The 15,165-nt window shown below is 65.4% G+C and carries 12 protein-coding genes and 1 tRNA gene (1 of these 13 running past the window's edge); 7 read left to right on the top strand and 6 right to left on the bottom strand.

The window, feature by feature from the left end:
- The 3 genes in view from SPHPHY_RS0107065 to SPHPHY_RS0107055 are tightly spaced (at most 4 nt apart) and all read right to left on the bottom strand, a layout consistent with a single transcriptional unit that may run on beyond the window.
- Nucleotides 1–43, bottom strand: the 5' portion of a protein-coding gene (locus SPHPHY_RS0107065) for a sensor histidine kinase (RefSeq protein ID WP_022685999.1). 1,307 nt of this gene lie to the left of the window's left edge; 43 of the gene's 1,350 nt are visible here — the first part of the coding sequence; it begins with the start codon at nucleotides 41–43; the stop codon falls past the left edge of the window.
- 4 nt (nucleotides 44–47) lie between these two features.
- The gene (locus SPHPHY_RS0107060) at nucleotides 48–734 is read right to left on the bottom strand and encodes a response regulator transcription factor (RefSeq protein ID WP_022685998.1); all 687 of its coding nucleotides are present in this window, start codon (nucleotides 732–734) and stop codon (nucleotides 48–50) included.
- Nucleotides 724–1,227 carry a PDZ domain-containing protein gene (locus SPHPHY_RS0107055; RefSeq protein WP_196802137.1) on the bottom strand — a complete coding sequence of 168 codons (504 nt, stop codon included), beginning with the start codon at nucleotides 1,225–1,227 and terminating at the stop codon, nucleotides 724–726. Before SPHPHY_RS0107055 ends, SPHPHY_RS0107060 begins: the two co-directional genes overlap by 11 nt.
- A 165-nt stretch (nucleotides 1,228–1,392) precedes the next feature.
- On the opposite strand from SPHPHY_RS0107055, the gene SPHPHY_RS0107050 reads away from it, so the two are divergent.
- The 5 genes from SPHPHY_RS0107050 to SPHPHY_RS0107030 all read left to right on the top strand — a co-directional run bounded on the left by SPHPHY_RS0107050 (nucleotide 1,393) and on the right by SPHPHY_RS0107030 (nucleotide 7,529).
- Nucleotides 1,393–4,701: a polysaccharide deacetylase family protein gene (locus tag SPHPHY_RS0107050; RefSeq protein ID WP_022685996.1), complete on the top strand. Its 3,309-nt coding sequence runs from the start codon at nucleotides 1,393–1,395 to the stop codon at nucleotides 4,699–4,701.
- Between the two features lie 109 nt (nucleotides 4,702–4,810).
- Nucleotides 4,811–6,187, top strand: a complete 1,377-nt coding sequence (locus SPHPHY_RS0107045) for a serine hydrolase domain-containing protein (RefSeq protein ID WP_022685995.1) — start codon at nucleotides 4,811–4,813, stop codon at nucleotides 6,185–6,187.
- Entirely contained in the window at nucleotides 6,184–6,531 is a 348-nt protein-coding gene (locus SPHPHY_RS0107040; protein WP_022685994.1) for an MmcQ/YjbR family DNA-binding protein, read from the top strand. Before SPHPHY_RS0107045 ends, SPHPHY_RS0107040 begins: the two co-directional genes overlap by 4 nt.
- Nucleotides 6,515–7,375, top strand: a complete 861-nt coding sequence (locus SPHPHY_RS0107035; protein ID WP_022685993.1) for a hypothetical protein — start codon at nucleotides 6,515–6,517, stop codon at nucleotides 7,373–7,375. Before SPHPHY_RS0107040 ends, SPHPHY_RS0107035 begins: the two co-directional genes overlap by 17 nt.
- A gap of 78 nt (nucleotides 7,376–7,453) precedes the next feature.
- Nucleotides 7,454–7,529 (top strand) — tRNA-Thr (locus SPHPHY_RS0107030).
- 408 nt (nucleotides 7,530–7,937) lie between these two features.
- Here SPHPHY_RS0107030 and SPHPHY_RS19600 read toward each other — a convergent pair.
- A complete protein-coding gene (locus tag SPHPHY_RS19600) occupies nucleotides 7,938–8,717 on the bottom strand; it encodes a Crp/Fnr family transcriptional regulator (protein ID WP_043130752.1) in 780 nt (259 codons plus the stop codon).
- A 541-nt stretch (nucleotides 8,718–9,258) separates the two neighbouring features.
- Here SPHPHY_RS19600 and SPHPHY_RS20925 point away from each other — a divergent pair.
- Both SPHPHY_RS20925 and SPHPHY_RS0107015 read left to right on the top strand, forming a co-directional pair.
- Nucleotides 9,259–11,052, top strand: a complete 1,794-nt coding sequence (locus tag SPHPHY_RS20925; protein WP_156025053.1) for a PAS domain-containing protein — start codon at nucleotides 9,259–9,261, stop codon at nucleotides 11,050–11,052.
- A 25-nt stretch (nucleotides 11,053–11,077) separates the two neighbouring features.
- Nucleotides 11,078–11,437, top strand: a complete 360-nt coding sequence (locus SPHPHY_RS0107015; RefSeq protein ID WP_022685990.1) for a response regulator — start codon at nucleotides 11,078–11,080, stop codon at nucleotides 11,435–11,437.
- A gap of 98 nt (nucleotides 11,438–11,535) precedes the next feature.
- On the opposite strand, the gene SPHPHY_RS21925 is transcribed toward SPHPHY_RS0107015, so the two are convergent.
- Both SPHPHY_RS21925 and SPHPHY_RS19590 read right to left on the bottom strand, forming a co-directional pair.
- On the bottom strand, nucleotides 11,536–11,844 hold the full coding sequence (locus SPHPHY_RS21925; RefSeq protein ID WP_156025052.1) for a hypothetical protein: 309 nt from the start codon (nucleotides 11,842–11,844) through the stop codon (nucleotides 11,536–11,538).
- A gap of 10 nt (nucleotides 11,845–11,854) precedes the next feature.
- Nucleotides 11,855–14,776, bottom strand: a complete 2,922-nt coding sequence (locus SPHPHY_RS19590) for a TonB-dependent receptor plug domain-containing protein (RefSeq protein ID WP_022685989.1) — start codon at nucleotides 14,774–14,776, stop codon at nucleotides 11,855–11,857.
- Nucleotides 14,777–15,165 lie beyond the last annotated feature (389 nt).

The raw sequence follows: 15,165 nt of genomic DNA, 5'->3' as shown, positions 1-15,165 counted from the left end.
GGAACACCAGTGCCGCGAACCGGAAGGTGGCGGAGCGCAGCAATGCCCTAGCGATCGACGCCGAGCCGATACCCCGCGCCGCGCACGGTGTGCAGCAGCGGGTGATCGAAGCCTTCGTCCACCTTCTTGCGCAATCGGCTCAGGTGTACGTCGATCACATTGGTGCCGGGGTCGAAATGGTAATCCCACACGCCTTCGAGCAGCATGGTGCGCGTCACCACCTGGTCGACGTGTCGGAGCATGAATTCAAGCAAGCGGAATTCGCGCGGTTGAAGGTCTATCGGGCGGCCGGCGCGCTTCGTCCGCCGCGCCAGCAGGTCCATTTCGAGATCACCGCACCGCAGGACAGTCTCAACCGCCTTGCCCGACCCGCCGCGTCGAATCAGCAGCCGGATCCGCGCCAGCAGCTCGACGAACGCAAACGGCTTGGTCAGATAGTCGTCGGCGCCGTTGGTCAGGCCGTGGATGCGGTCCTCCGCCGCGCCCAGCGCCGAGAGCACGATCACCGGCGTCTCGATCCCCGCCGCGCGTACCGCCGCCAACACGCCCATTCCGTCGATCCCGGGCAGCATCCGATCGAGCACGATGCAGTCGTAGCTGCCGTCGGTGGCGTGGAACAACCCGTCGCGTCCGTTGGCGGCACGGTCGACGACGAAGCCTTCCTCGCCCAATCCGCGCGCGACGAAGTCGGCGGTGGCGTCATCGTCCTCAATCAACAGGACCTTATTGGCCACGCGACGCTCCCCCGCTTGCATCCAGATGCAGATCAAGCTCCCTCTTGCCGCGCCGGACGCGAATGTCGAGCCTTTGCCGTAACAAACGCGGTGCCTGCAATGCACGATCGGCGGCATCGACGCTGCGCACCGCTGCACCGTCCACCACCTCGATCACATCGCCGACCCGCAGCCCGCCGCGCCGTGCGATGCCGTCGGCGCGCACGCTGTCCACCACCACGCCGGCCTCCTCCAGCGGCGCGAACGTGGCGCCGATCAGTTCACGCCCCGGCATCGCGGTGCCGCGCCCGTGCAGCACGCGCGTCCACACCATTCCCACCGTTGCCGCAGCGAAAAGCAGCACGAGCACGAGCGTCAGCAATCCGATCGCGCGCAGGTCGGGGTCGGTGGGGCGCGAGCGATGCGGCACGTTCGGCATGGCAGGAATCTCCTGCCGATGGGGTAGCGTTGGCCTCCTCGTCGCAAGATGATCCGAAGATGACCGATCGGTCATACTTCCCCGCCGACCCGCTCGATGACCGAACCGTAATGTTCCCATCACGCTGCCTTAGGAGACGGTGCGCTATCCGGGATCCGTTCGGGCGCCCTGCCCGTCGGGAGCTGATTCGTGATCGTTACGACCGCCGGAGCCGCGGCGACCAGGGAAAGTCGCTGAGCCATGACCCGTCCCATCTTCTTCGATCCCACCGGGCGGCGCAGTCGCCTGTCGAAGCGCGTCGTGGCCGTCTTGCTGGCGGTGATCGTCATCAGCGCGATCGTCTTCGCCGCGACGCTGATCCGCGTGCCGCGCGGGCGAGATCTCGCACTGCCGTTGCCGCAGCCTCGTGCCGCGGCGTTGCGCGTCGAAAAAGGGGTCGGGCGCGGGATCGCGAGCTGGCTGCCGCATCGACCCGCCGCCGCCAACGACCCGCACTCGCCGCTGTCGATCGGCTTCTACGTGCCCGGCGACGACGCCAGCATCGCCTCGTTGCGTCGTCACAGCGCCAGTCTCGACTGGGTGGTGCCGGCGACGATCAGCGTGTCCGGTCCCCGGCATCAGGTGCAGGTCGAACCCGACCTGCCGTTCGATCGCATGATCGCCGCGATGAAGCACGCGCCCAAGGTGCTGCCGATGGTGCAGAACTTCGGCGACAGCGACTGGGATGGCGCCGGCGCTGCGGCGTTGCTGCGCGATCCGCAGGCATCGCGCGCGTTTGCGCAAAAGCTCGGCCGCTATGTCGTCGCGACGCACCGCGCCGGCGTGGTCATGGACTTCGAGGCGCTGCCGGCCGGCGCCATGAACGATTACCTGCGCTTCCTCCGCATCCTGCGCACCGCACTTCCCAAGGGGGCACAGCTGGCGGTGACGGCACCGGCCGAGGACGAGGCATGGCCGGTCGCGGCGATCGCGCGTGCCTCCGACCGGCTGATCTTCATGGCCTATGACCAGCATTGGGAGGGCGGATTACCCGGCCCGATCGCTGCGCAGCCGTGGTTCGTCGAGCAGGTCGCCGCGGCGATCAAGGCGGTCGGCCGCGACAAGCTGGTCGTGGCGCTCGGCAGCTACGCCTATGACTGGCACGGCGACGACACCGACGCGCTCTCGATCGAGGACGCGTGGCTCGCCGCGCACGACAGCCAGGCGTCGATCACCTTCGATCGCAACGCGGGCAACGCTGCCTTCGCGTATGACGAAGACGGAAAGCGCCATTCGATATGGTTGCTGGACGCAGCCACGAGTTGGAACCAGCTTGCCGCGCTGAAGCGCCTCGGCATCGATGACGTCGCGCTGTGGCGGCTCGGCAGCGAGGACCCCGGCTTCTGGTCGGATCTCACCGCCTTCCGTACCGGCGGCACCCCCGACCTGTCGACGCCGCGCGCGCTGCTGAACGCCGATGTCGAGGGCACTGGCGAGATCCTGCGCATCACCGCGACGCCCGCAGCGGGTGTCCGCAAGGTGGCGCGCGATGCACAGGGCATCATCACCGACGAGCGCTACGACGTGCTGCCGACGCCCTATGTCGTCCAGCGCACCGGCGCGCAGAACCCGAAGCGGCTGGCGCTCACGTTCGACGACGGTCCCGACCCCACCTGGACGCCGAAGATCCTCAAGGTTTTGGAACAGGCGCAGGTGCCTGGAACCTTCTTCGTGATCGGGCAGAACGCACTGGAGGAACCCGGCCTGCTTAACCGCATCGTCGCTGACGGCGGCGAGATCGGCAACCACACCTATAGCCACCCCAATCTGGCCGCCGTCTCGGAGCGGCAGGCACGGCTGGAGATCAACACCACCCAGCGGCTGGTGGAGGCGTATACCGGCCGTCGCATGACGCTGTTCCGTGCGCCCTATTTCGGCGACGCGGAGCCGACCACCACCGACGAGCTCGGGCCGGCGCTGGTCGCACAGAAGCTCGGATATACCGTCACCGGGCTGCACGTCGATCCCAACGACTGGGCACGCCCCGGCACCGATTCGATCGTCACGCAGGTGATCGATCAGGTCCACGGCGCCACCCCGACCAGCTCGGGCAACGTCATCCTGCTCCACGACGGCGGGGGCGACCGGTCGGAAACCGTCGCGGCGCTTCCGCAGATCATCCGGACGCTGAAGGCGGAGGGTTACCAGTTCGTCACCGTGTCGCAGCTTGCAGGGCTCGGTCAGGCGCAAGCGATGCCCAAGGTGGTCGGGCGCGACCTGCTGGCGGTGCGCGCCGACGTCGCGATGTTCGTCGTGCTCGCCGGGATCGTCGGGCTGATCGGGTGGCTGTCGTATCTCGCGATCGGGCTCGGCATGGCGCGCGCGGTGCTGATGGCAGCGCTTGCCTGGGTGCAGAGCCGCCGCCGCCGCGGCGAGCCGCCGGTCCACCGCCCGACGGTGTCGGTGATCATTCCGGCCTATAACGAGGAACGCGTGATCTCCAGCTCGGTCGCGCGCGTGCTGTCCAGCGACTATCCCGATCTGCAGGTGATCGTCGCCGACGACGGTTCGCGCGATGGCACCAGCGCCGCGGTCGCCGCCGCCTTCGCGAACGACCCGCGCGTCACGCTGCTGACGCTGGAGAACGGCGGCAAGGCCGCGGCGCTGAACCGCGCGCTGCTTCAGGCCACCGGCGAAGTCGTCATCGCGCTCGACGCCGATACGCAGTTCGAGATCGAGACGATCACCCGCCTCGTACGCTGGTTCGCCGATCCGCGCATCGGCGCGGTGGCGGGCGATGCGCGCGTCGGAAACCGCGTCAATCTCGTCACTCGCTGGCAGGCGATCGAGTATATCACCGCGCAGAACCTGGAACGCCGCGCGCTCGCCGGATTCGATGCGATGACGGTCGTCCCCGGCGCGGTCGGGGCGTGGCGTCGTGCCGCGCTCGACGCGGTCGGTGGGTACCCGGAAGATACGCTGGCCGAGGATCAGGATCTCACGATTGCGATCCAGCGCGCCGGCTGGCGCGTCACCTACGATCCGCGCGCGGTGGCATGGACCGAAGCGCCCGAGACGTTCCGCGCGCTCGCCAAGCAGCGTTATCGTTGGGCGTTCGGCACGCTGCAGTGCCTGTGGAAGCATCGCGCGATCCTGCGCACCCGCAAGCCGTCGGGTCTCGCGCTGGTCGGCCTGCCGCAGGCGTGGCTGTTCCAGATCCTCTTCGCCGCGATCTCCCCGCTAATCGATCTCACGCTGGTTCTGTCGATCGTCGGCACCGCACTCCGCGTGCACCAGCATGGCTGGGCGCAGACCAGCGGCGACATCAGCAAGATGGGGCTCTACTGGCTCGCCTTCACTGCGGTAGAGGTCGTGTGCGGCTGGATCGCCTATCGTCTCGACGGACATAAGGCGCGCTACCCCGCCGTTCTGCTGATCGCGCAGCGGCTGGTCTACCGGCAGATCATGTACGGGGTCGTGATCCGCGCGATCTCCTCGGCGGTCCGCGGCATGGTGGTCGGCTGGGGCAAGCTGGAGCGCACGGGCCGCGTCGCCGCCCCTGCGCAGTAGCGCCGTATTGCCGTTGTGAGCGAAGCGATCCCCGGTCGAGCGGTACCGCGGGTCGCTTCGCTCGCAATGCCACGTAAATCTCGCATTGCCCTCGCGAATACGGGATGGGATGAACGTCGTCATGCGCCGCTTCCTCGCCCTTCCCGCCTTGATCGCCCTCGCCGCTCCCGCCGTTGCGCAATCCCCGCAATCGGTTCGCGCCGACGACCGCGCCAATTACGTCCGCGCGATCGCCGCGGGCTACAAGGCCGCGTTCCTGTGCAGCGGCGTCTTTACCGCCGGCCGCACCGAACGGCAGGTCGAAGCGCTCGATTTGAGGGGCATCTACCCCGAATATGACGAGATCGTGCCGACGCTCGCCGCGCAGGTCGATCGCCGCGCCGGCACCGTCAGTGTTTCGTTCGACCGGCAGCTTCCCGCGCGCCATGCCGTCTGGACCGCCGGCAAGGGCTGCACGCTCGCCCCGATCGGCGCCCCGCTGCCCGGCGCACGCCGCACCGCGCCGCCGCGTGTCGCGGGCGCCGACCCGCGCCCGTGGCCGCTGGGCGACGCCGGCATCGCCCCTCGCCCTTCCGAAGCGGTGACCCGCGTCGTCGACCGCGCGCTCGATGGCGCCTATGGCCGCGGCAGCGAGACGCTCGGCGTCGTCGTCCTGCGCGACGGTCGCATCGTCGCGGAGCGCTACCGCGACGGCTTCGGCCCGTATGTCGCAAACCGGACCTGGTCGGTCGCCAAGAGCATCACCGGCACGCTGGTCGGGATAAGCGGCATCGACGTCCGCCGACCGGCCGACATCCCCGAATGGCGCAGCCGGTACGGCGCCGATCCGCGCGCGCGGATCACGCTCGATCAGCTGTTGCGCATGTCCTCGGGGCTGCACAGCGACACCGCCGGCAACCGCACCGATGCGATCTACTTCGGCGGCACTGCCGTCACCGAACAGGCGACGTCGTGGCCGCTCTCCTCGCGTCCCGGCGAGCGCTTCCGCTACGCCAACAACGACATCATGCTCGTCGCCAGGGCGCTGCGGTCCTCGCTAGGCGACGCCCGCTACCGTGCGCTGCCCGACCGTCTTTTCGCCACGCTCGGCATGCGTCACACCGTCGCGCAGAGTGACTGGCAAGACAATCTCATCGCCTCCAGCGACATGTGGACCACCGCGCGCGATCTCGCCCGCCTCGGGCAGTTTTGGCTGCAGGACGGCGTTTGGGAAGGTCGCCGCATCCTCCCCGCCGGCTGGATGCGCTACATGACTACTCCCGCCGGTCCACAACCCGATCGCAGCGAAGGCTATGGCGCGTCGATCTGGCTGTTCGGCCCCGCGCAGGGGCTGCCCGCCGGCAGCTATTCGGCGCAGGGCAACCGCGGCCAGTACGTCATGGTGGTGCCCTCTCACCGGCTCGTCGTGGTCCGCCGCGGCGAGGACCCGACCGGCACCCGCTTCGACGTCGCGCGCTTCACCGCCGACCTGATCGCGGCGCCTTGACCTTCGCCCGCTGGGAGGACGTCGCCGCCTTCGCGCTCACACTGCCTGCGACCGAGGCGTCGACGTCGTACGGCCACCCCGCGATCAAGACGCGCGGCAAGCTGATCTGCTCGACCGGCCGCGAACCCGGCAGCTTTCACGTCGTCGCCCCGCACGAGGAGAAGGCGATCCTGATCGAAAGCGATCCCGCCACCTTCTGGGAGACCGCGCATTACGCGAACTGGCCTGGCCTGCTGGTCCGTTACGGCAGCGCCGACCCGGAGCGCGTCCGCGTCGTCCTCACCCGCGCATGGTGGGATCGCGCCACGAAGAAGGCGCAGGCAGAACATGGCCCCCGCCCCTGACCGCTTCACGCGCTTCGTCGCGATCGACTGGTCGGGTGCGAGAGGTAGCCGTCACAAGGGCATCGCCGTCGCCACCTGCGTCGCCGGACACGCCGCCCCGACGTTGATCGCGCCGCCGGACGGCAGCGCCTGGTCACGCACAGCCGTCCTCGACTGGCTGCTCGCCCACCGCGACGAACCCCTGCTCGCCGGCTTCGATTTCAGCTTCTCCGCGCCGTTCGTAACACGCGGCGCGCATCTGCCCGGCGAGACCGACACGCGTGACGCCCGTGCGCTCTGGGCCTATGTCGACGCCCACGCCACCGACCTCGACCTGGGCGCGGCGTCCTTCCTGGAGGCACGCCGGGGTCGTCATTTCTATCTTGGCGCCGCCGACGGCACCAAGCGCGACTTCCTGCACTGGCGCATCTGCGAACAGGCCGACGGCACCACCAAGCCTTCGACCGTCTACGATGCGATCGGCGCGTCGCAGGTCGCCAAGGCCAGCTTCGCCGGCATGCGCCTGCTCCATCATCTCGGCGGACGCATCCCCGTCTGGCCTTTCGATCCCCTACCCGCGCGCGGTGCGGCGATCGTCGAGATCTACACTGCGATCGCCGCGCGCGCGACCGGCCTGCGCCGTGGCCTCAGCAAGTTGCGCGACGCCGTCGCGCTCGACACCGCACTTGCCGCGCTGGGCAGCGCGCCGCACGCGCCGCTCCCCACCTACACGGACCACGTCACCGATGCGCTGATGACCGCCGCCTGGCTACGCCGCGCCGCATCGCGCGCCGACCTCTGGCATCCTGCGGCGCTCGACCCACAGGTCGCCGCGACCGAGGGCTGGACCTTCGGCGTCGCCTGATCGTCTGCGGCAGACGCGCAGCGCGGAGGGACTGGACCTCGGCCCCGACTTGACGCATGGAGCCCCGTACGACGGTCGGCCGGTTTAGCTCAGCTGGTAGAGCAGCGGTTTTGTAAACCGAAGGTCGCGGGTTCGATTCCTGCAACCGGCACCACCTTTTCCGTCGTTTTCCGCCGCGTTTAGATCGATCCGTCCGCGCGAAACGCGCGGCGGGTATCGGTTCGCGTCGATACAGCCGGCGGCACATTCTGTTGAGTTCCCGTTCGCCGCACCGCGATGCCGAGAGGCGCCGGAAGCGCAGTCGGGTAACTCGCCCCCGCCACCACGCATGCGTATTGCCGACCGGACCATCGGAACCGCATTCAGGCATGGAAGGATATTGTCGCAGGCACGATCGACATCGCCGCCGACCAGATGCTCCACGGAGCCCGCTCTCCACCGCTTCGCTGGCGCAGAAAGACGACGGGGAACAGCTCGGCTGCTAAATTGTGCCTGTGAGCGCCGACCCGGGATGACGGAGGTGACGCATATCGAGCCGACTACATCAGCTGGCTCGCGGGCGCTACTCCATCGTCTCGTCGAACAAGGCGCTTAGCGGGACATCGAACCGCGGCGCTACCTGATCGAGATGCAGATATAGCGGGTTGAAGTCGCCCTCCCGACGAATGCCCTCCCAATCACGAATGGCGATCGTCCGGCCACTGTGCTCGATCAGTCCGTCGGCAACGAGAGATTTGACCATCCGGTTGACATGCACCCCGGTCAGCCCGGTGGCATCGCCGAGTTGTTCCTGAGTCATTGGCAGCCGAAAGCTTATCGAGTCGGCGATCCCGGCGGCACGCATGCGGACGGCAAGTTCGCAAAGGATGTGGGCGATCCTCGCCCGCCCGTCGCGACGACCGACGTTGAGAACCCACTCGCGATATATCGATGCATCGATCAGACCATCCACCCAAAGCGCGCGACCAACGGCCGGCCGGCTCAGCGCTATGTCCTGAAGCGCGTTACGATCGATGTCGGCTACCACAAGCTCGGTGAGCGCTTGTACGCTGTGGTCTGCCACATTGAGGAACAGGTGCTGCAAATCCAGTAGATCGCCTGTCAGGTGGATCGAAACGATCTGACGCTTGCCGTCGAGGGCGAGCTTATGGCGATACGCCAGGCCGGAGAGCACGAGGCTGCAATACGGCCGCGGCATTTCGCCTTCGCGAACGAGATAGGTGTGTGGGTTGAGGATGCGGCGGACGTACGGGAGCATGGTGAGGGCTGCCCTGTCCTCGTCCGTGAGCGATGCCCGCTGGGAAAGCCGATCGGCAAGAACGTCGAGGCTATTGTTAGACATGCGGATCTCCCTCGACGGGAGCACAAGGATCTCTCGGTCGCTGACTTGTCATGTAAGTAGGTCGGCGATGACGCTCTATAACACGCAAGCCGACATCGTCCCCACATTAATCTAACATTTCTTATAACATAGGTAGAGTTTAATGATGTGGCGCCTGGCGCCCGGGTGATAATGTAAACCGTTGCCGGCCTCGCCCGAAGAGTCCCTGTCCGGCGGCACCCAGGTTACTCCCGCATGCGACGGCGCCATGGTTTTCTCCCCGAGGAATATCCGCACGGGCCATTGCAGCTTCCGTCCCCATCCTGCCCTCCACAAACCTCGGCACCGCGGCAGTTTGTCGATTGTCTATATCCTCGGTCAATCCCGGCCACGCGTAATACTGTCGATGTTCACTTCGCATCCCGGCAAATCCCACATAGCCGAGATCATCGCTCAGTATAATGCGTGATTTCAGCTGATTTCTTGATCTATTGCATAGAAAGGCCCGCGGCTATTCATCACTGCATTGAGTCTCCTGCTACCCTGTCCGGAGCAAAACGACGTGTCTCAGCAGCAAGCAGGCATCCTGGACGGTAGCGCAGAGCACCACCGGTTACTGATAGAGAGCTGGGCCCAGGCGGTGTGGGAGGCCGATGCCGATGGACGCGTCAGCAAGGACAGCCCGAGCTGGCGAGCCTACACCGGCCAGACGCTGGAAGAGTGGCTGGGCGATGGTTGGCTGGATGCCATTCACCCGGACGATCGCGATTATGCGTGGCAGCAATGGCGAGACGCCGTCACCGCTCGACGGTTCCTGGACGCGGAATTCCGGCTTCGCGCGCCCGGCGGCAGCTGGCGTTGGACCAACGTGCGCGCCGCACCCGTACTCGACGCCGACGGGCACCTCGGGAAATGGGTGGGCATGAACATCGACATCGACGAACGAAAGCGAGGCGAGATCGAGGTCCTCAGGCTGCGGGATGAGCTTGCGCAGGCGCAGGTCCGCGAAAGCGAGGAGCTGCTGTGGCAGTTCGGCGAGGCGTCGCAGGACGTATTATGGATCCGCGACGCAGAGACGATGCAATGGCAGTATCTGACGCCCGCCTTCAAGACCATTTACGGCCTGCGGCGAAACGAGGTGCTCGCCGGCGACAATTATAATAATTGGCTCGACCTGATCGTTCCGGAAGACCGGGTGCATGCCAACGAAATGATCGGACGCGTGCGCGCAGGCGAATGCGTGAGCTTCGAATATCGGATCAAGAGGCCCGTAGACGGACAGATCCGCTGGCTCCGCAACAGCGATTTTCCCATCCGTGACCGCGACGGCAAGGTGGTGCTGATCGGCGGCATCGGCCACGACCTCACCGTCCTGCGCGCGACACAGTCGCATCTCGAAGCCGTCCTCGAGAATATTCCGCAACTCGTCTGGCGGGCAAACGAACCAGGCAGATGGACCTGGTCGAGCTCGCAATGGGTCAAGTACACCGGCCAGGACGACGCAGCCAGTGGAGACTGGGGGTGGCTGGAGCCGATCCACCCGGAGGATCGCGACGTCGCGCGTGCCGCATGGGAACGCGCCGGGGAGGACGGGATTTTCAGCGCCGAGTACCGGATCCGCGAGCACGCCACAGGCTGCTATCGATGGTTCCAGACCAGAGCCACCCCGCTCCGCGACGAAAGTGGCGCCACGATCGAATGGTTCGGAACCTCGACCGACGTCGACGATCTCCGCCGCCTTCAGGATCGCCAGCAGCTGCTCGTCGAGGAATTGCAGCACCGCACTTTCAATCTCATGGGCATGGTGCAGTCGACCGCGGACATGACGATAAGATCGTCCGTCGATCTTGCCGCGTTCAGAGTGAAATTTCGTGACCGCATCGATGCGCTTGCCCGCGTCCAGCGGCTGCTCTCCCGCTTGCCCGTCGATGAAAAGGTGAGCTTCGGAACCTTGATCCGTGCAGAGCTGGACGCCACGGGCGCCCTCAACGAGGTTGAGCAGCGCGTGACGCTTGAAGGTCCGGACGAGGTGCCGCTCAGGTCGCGGATTGTGCAGACCTTCGCCATGGCCCTGCATGAGCTGACCACCAACGCGGTCAAATACGGGGCCCTGAAGCAGCCGGATGCGCATCTGTCGGTGCGGTGGTGGGTCGACGCGGACGCTCAGGGGCAGCGGTTGTTGCATGTCGACTGGCGCGAGACCGGGGTCGTCATGCCGCCGCCCGGGGCTGCCCCGCAAGGCACGGGTCATGGCAGGCTGCTGATCGAGAAGGCCATGCCGTTCCAACTGAGCGCGCACACGACCTATGTCATGGAAGAGGATGGCGTCAGATGTATGATGTCGTTGCCGATTTGACGATCCCATGTAGCGGAGACGACCTATGACGCTGACTGATCGCAGAATCCTCATCGTCGAGGACGAGTTCATGCTGGCACAGGGTATACAATGGGAGCTTGAGGATGCCGGTGCCGTGGTCATCGGGCCAAAGGCATCTGTCGCGAGTGCGCTGGAGCTCCTCGATCATGAAACCGATATCGACGCCGTCGTACTGGATGTGAATCTCCGCGGCGAGGAGGTATTCCCCGTGGCCGACGCGCTTTGCGCACGAAGTATACCGTTCATCTTCGCCAGCGGGTATGCCGACGAAGTGATTACTGCGCGTTACCCCGACGCGATCAACTGTCCCAAGCCGTTCACCTCTGGCAGCCTGCTTCGATCCTTGGAGGCTGCGCTGCACTGACATGTTGATTTATGCCAGATGACGTGCAGGCAAGATTGTAGTCGGCCGGCAAGTGTCCGCTCGCGCAAGCGATTTCCAAAGTGGACGCGTCGCTTTCATCAGAACGGCACGTCGTGGTCGCGGATGTTGGCGACCCTGTGTCCCGCGCAGCCCGTACGCGCCGGTACGGTGCGCGGCCAGCCCCAAGGCACCACATCGCTAGCGCGCCGCTTTCCGTCGCCGTGGATTACGCAGGCGGACTCCTTGGGAAAAAGTTCGGGCGGCAGGATCGTCAGGTCACGGGCATCGATTGCCGGACGCAGATGGCCTGACCTCGCGTGGATCAGATTGCAGCAGCTCGGCTCCCGATCGCGGCAGCATGACGACACGCATCGGGGAATGCCACTGCCCCGATGCGTCTCGTCCATGAGTGTCGACCTAGAAGGAGAAGTTCGCACCCGCACTGAAGTTACGGCCGACGAGCCCCGCGTAATGCCAGCTGACGAGATAATTGGGATTGCTGGTATAGGCTCCGGACGCGAGCGGTGCGCGCGCGTTGGTGATGTTCTGTACGTTGAAGAAGAAGCGGAACTGATCGTTGACCCGCAACGCGGCGTTCAGATCGGCGTAGACGAACGGCCGGACGTAGCACTGGTTTCTCGGATCACCGCCTTTCGGGATCGGGGCCAGCGTATTGGCGCATGACAGGTCGATCGCGCCATTCACCGGGGTGATCTCGTCGGCGGCGACCTGCTTGATCCGCCCGACGTAATAGGTCGTCGCGGTCAGCGCGAAATTGCCCGCCTCAAGCACGTTCTGCCAGTTGCCGCGGATGCGTGGCGTTCCGCCGCCTGATGAAAGGTTGTACGGTCCAAGCGTACCGGCATACTTCTGCATCACCCCGTCCGGCGTCATCAGATCGAGGCGCAATACGCGGGTAACGTCGAGCCGGCTGATGAGACGCACCTCGCCGGACATCCGGATATTGGCCGAAGCCTGCACGTCGATGCCCGAGCTTACCTGATAATTGGCGTTCACGTACGGGACGTCGAGCACCATCAGGCGCGGCAGTGCGTCCGGATTGGCGGGATCCGGTGCGTCGATCACGTTGCACCTGTAGCCTTCACCCACCGCCGCAAGTGCAGCGCAGCCACTCTCCTTGTTAGTCGCGCTATAGTATGCGTTGATGGCCGCAGCTTGCCGCGGGCCATTGATGATCAGGTTCGACTTCTTGATGTTGTAATAGTCGGCCGTCAGCGCCAGCCAGCGCGTCGGCTTGAGCAATGTACCGAACGTGACGCTGCGCGACACTTCCGGCAGGATTTTGGCATTGCCCGTGGCGCCGCTGCCGATGTTGTAATTATTGGTATAATCGGCATTGCCCGGGTGGGCGGCAACAAAGACAGCCGGCGACTCGAATGGCGAATAGCCGGCATAGCTGCTGGCCGGATTGTTCTCGGCGAATGTGGGTGCGCGGAAACCCTGTGAATAGGTCGCACGAAGCGATATCTGCTCGACCGGCGTGACCCTGACACCGACCTTCGGTGAGAAGTTGCTGTAACCCTCCGAGTAATGATCGTATCGTCCCGAGACATTCAAGTCGACTTGCTCCGCGAAGGGCGCGTCGATCTCGAAGAACCCGGCGGTGACGGTCTGGCGCCCCTGCGCGGAGGAGGTGTTCAGCCGGTAGAAGCTCAGGTCCGCGTTCGCGTTGCGGTTCATCAACGTCTCGCGCCGGATCTGGAAGCCCGCACCGATGTTGAGGTCGCCGCCCGGCAGCTCCATCACCCGCTTGATGAGCGAACCGCCGATCGTCGCTACCGTCGAATAGGACGGCGTGATGCGATCCGGCGAAACCTGCTGTCGCACCACCGCGGTGTTCTGTCCGGGATTGACGAAATCGTAGGCCCCCGTGTTGATCGCACCCAACAGGCCCTGGACGTTGATGTAGCCGCGCTGCGTGACACTCAGATTGTCGCGGGCATAGACGCCGTTCACGCGGAATCTGAAGCCGTCGCCCAGATCGCCTGCGATGCCCGCCGTGCCGCGAAACACGTCGAGGTAGCGATCGCTGCCCGCTGGAATGTCGCCGAACAGATAGAAGATGCGCGCCGCGCCGCGCCCCGGGGTGCCGGCATTGGCCGCTGCGTAGGGATTGTTCGGGTTGAGCCGGCGGTCCGCAGCCGTGGAACAGTTCACCCCTGCGGAGCAGACATAGACCGGCAGGACGATGCCGGGATTGCTGGACGCGAGAGCGGAAGGACCACGGAACGGCTCGGCCGAGCGGATCGGCATCGGCGCGCCGGTGATGCTCACTTCGGAATGCGAGTAGCTGCCGCTGGCGAAGGCCTCCAGATTATCGCTCAGGCGCACGGTCAGGCGCCCCGTGGTCGAATATCGTTGCTGCCGCGGCTGGATGATCGAATATTCATCCGGCAGGTTGTGGCTGCAGCCGGTGCCGCGTGCCGCCGCCGTGGCCACCGTAAAGCTGCCGAAGGGGCAGGCGGCGGGGTTGAGCAGCTGATACTGGTTGGTCAGCGGCGCACCGACTTTGCCGGACAACGGATTGTTGAGGTCGGACTGGGTGACCTGCGTGACCACGGCCTGCGGGTTCGCGGCGGTGAGCGAGTCATCGTTACGGTTCCGGTCGGCCAGGCCGCTGCGTCGCAAATCGAGAGTGTTGAAAGGGTAGCCGCGGGAGTTGTTGGTGATGTACCCGTCATAGGTATATTCGCCGTTCAGGTAGAAATTCCACCCCTGCTCCTTATAGTCGCCGTGTCCGACCGTCAGGGTCGCGCGATAGTGCGGGCCGTCGGCGTGATCGGTCGTGCCGCCCTGCACGGACCCTTCCACCCCCTGAAAGTTCTTCTTGCTGATCAGGTTGACGACGCCGCCGATCGCGTCGGCGCCGTAAGTGGAGGATGCGCCGTCCTTCAACACTTCGATGCGGTCGATAACGCTGAACGGGATCGAGTTCAGGTCGACATAGGCGTTGTGTCCGTCATCGTTCAGCGGGAAATTCGCCGAGCGAAGCCCGTCGATCAACACCACCGTCGACGAGACGCCGAGACCGCGCAACGATACGGCAGCGCCGCCGGCCGAGAATCCGTTGCGGAACCCGGTCGAGATCGAGCCGGCACTGTCTGCCGAAATGGAACGGATCGCATCCTGTGCGGTCGTGATGTTCGCCCGCCGGAGCGTCGCCGAACTGAGTACCGTCGCCGGCGAGATCGAGGTGGCGTTCGAATCCCGAAACAACGTCCCGGTGACGACGACCGTGTTGCCTACATCCGCGTCGGACGGTGTCGCTGCCGCCGCTGCATCTTGCCGGCCTCGGGCGTCCTTACCCGGGGTCGGCACCGCCTCCTGCGCATAGGCTGGCGGACAATCGCCGCGACCAAGGCCGCTGCCGAAACACCCTTGCGCAGCGTACAAAATGTAGCGTTCGTCAAACTCACTGGAATTTCCCCTTTTGATCGCGCGGCGACTTGCGCGACCAGTTTTCGGCCACGTCGCGACTCCCGCTGCGGTGACGAACGGTTATCAGCCAACAGATTACCGGTGTGTTAAAGGAAGATACGTCTTCGGCGCGACTTGCAGAACACGAAATAAATAGCTCGTCGGGGTTTATAATTGCTCACATGAACATAGTAGGAAGATATTTCCTAGCGAACATGACTTTGCCGGCAACGGATACCACCGCGCTTTCCGATTACGGATGACGGGGGGTTTGTGATTGAATTGCCTTG

This window comes from Sphingomonas phyllosphaerae 5.2 (assembly GCF_000419605.1).
GTDB lineage: Bacteria > Pseudomonadota > Alphaproteobacteria > Sphingomonadales > Sphingomonadaceae > Sphingomonas > Sphingomonas phyllosphaerae_B.
Note: the sequence above shows the minus strand (reverse complement) of the source record. Positions and strands in the feature narration are given on the sequence as shown.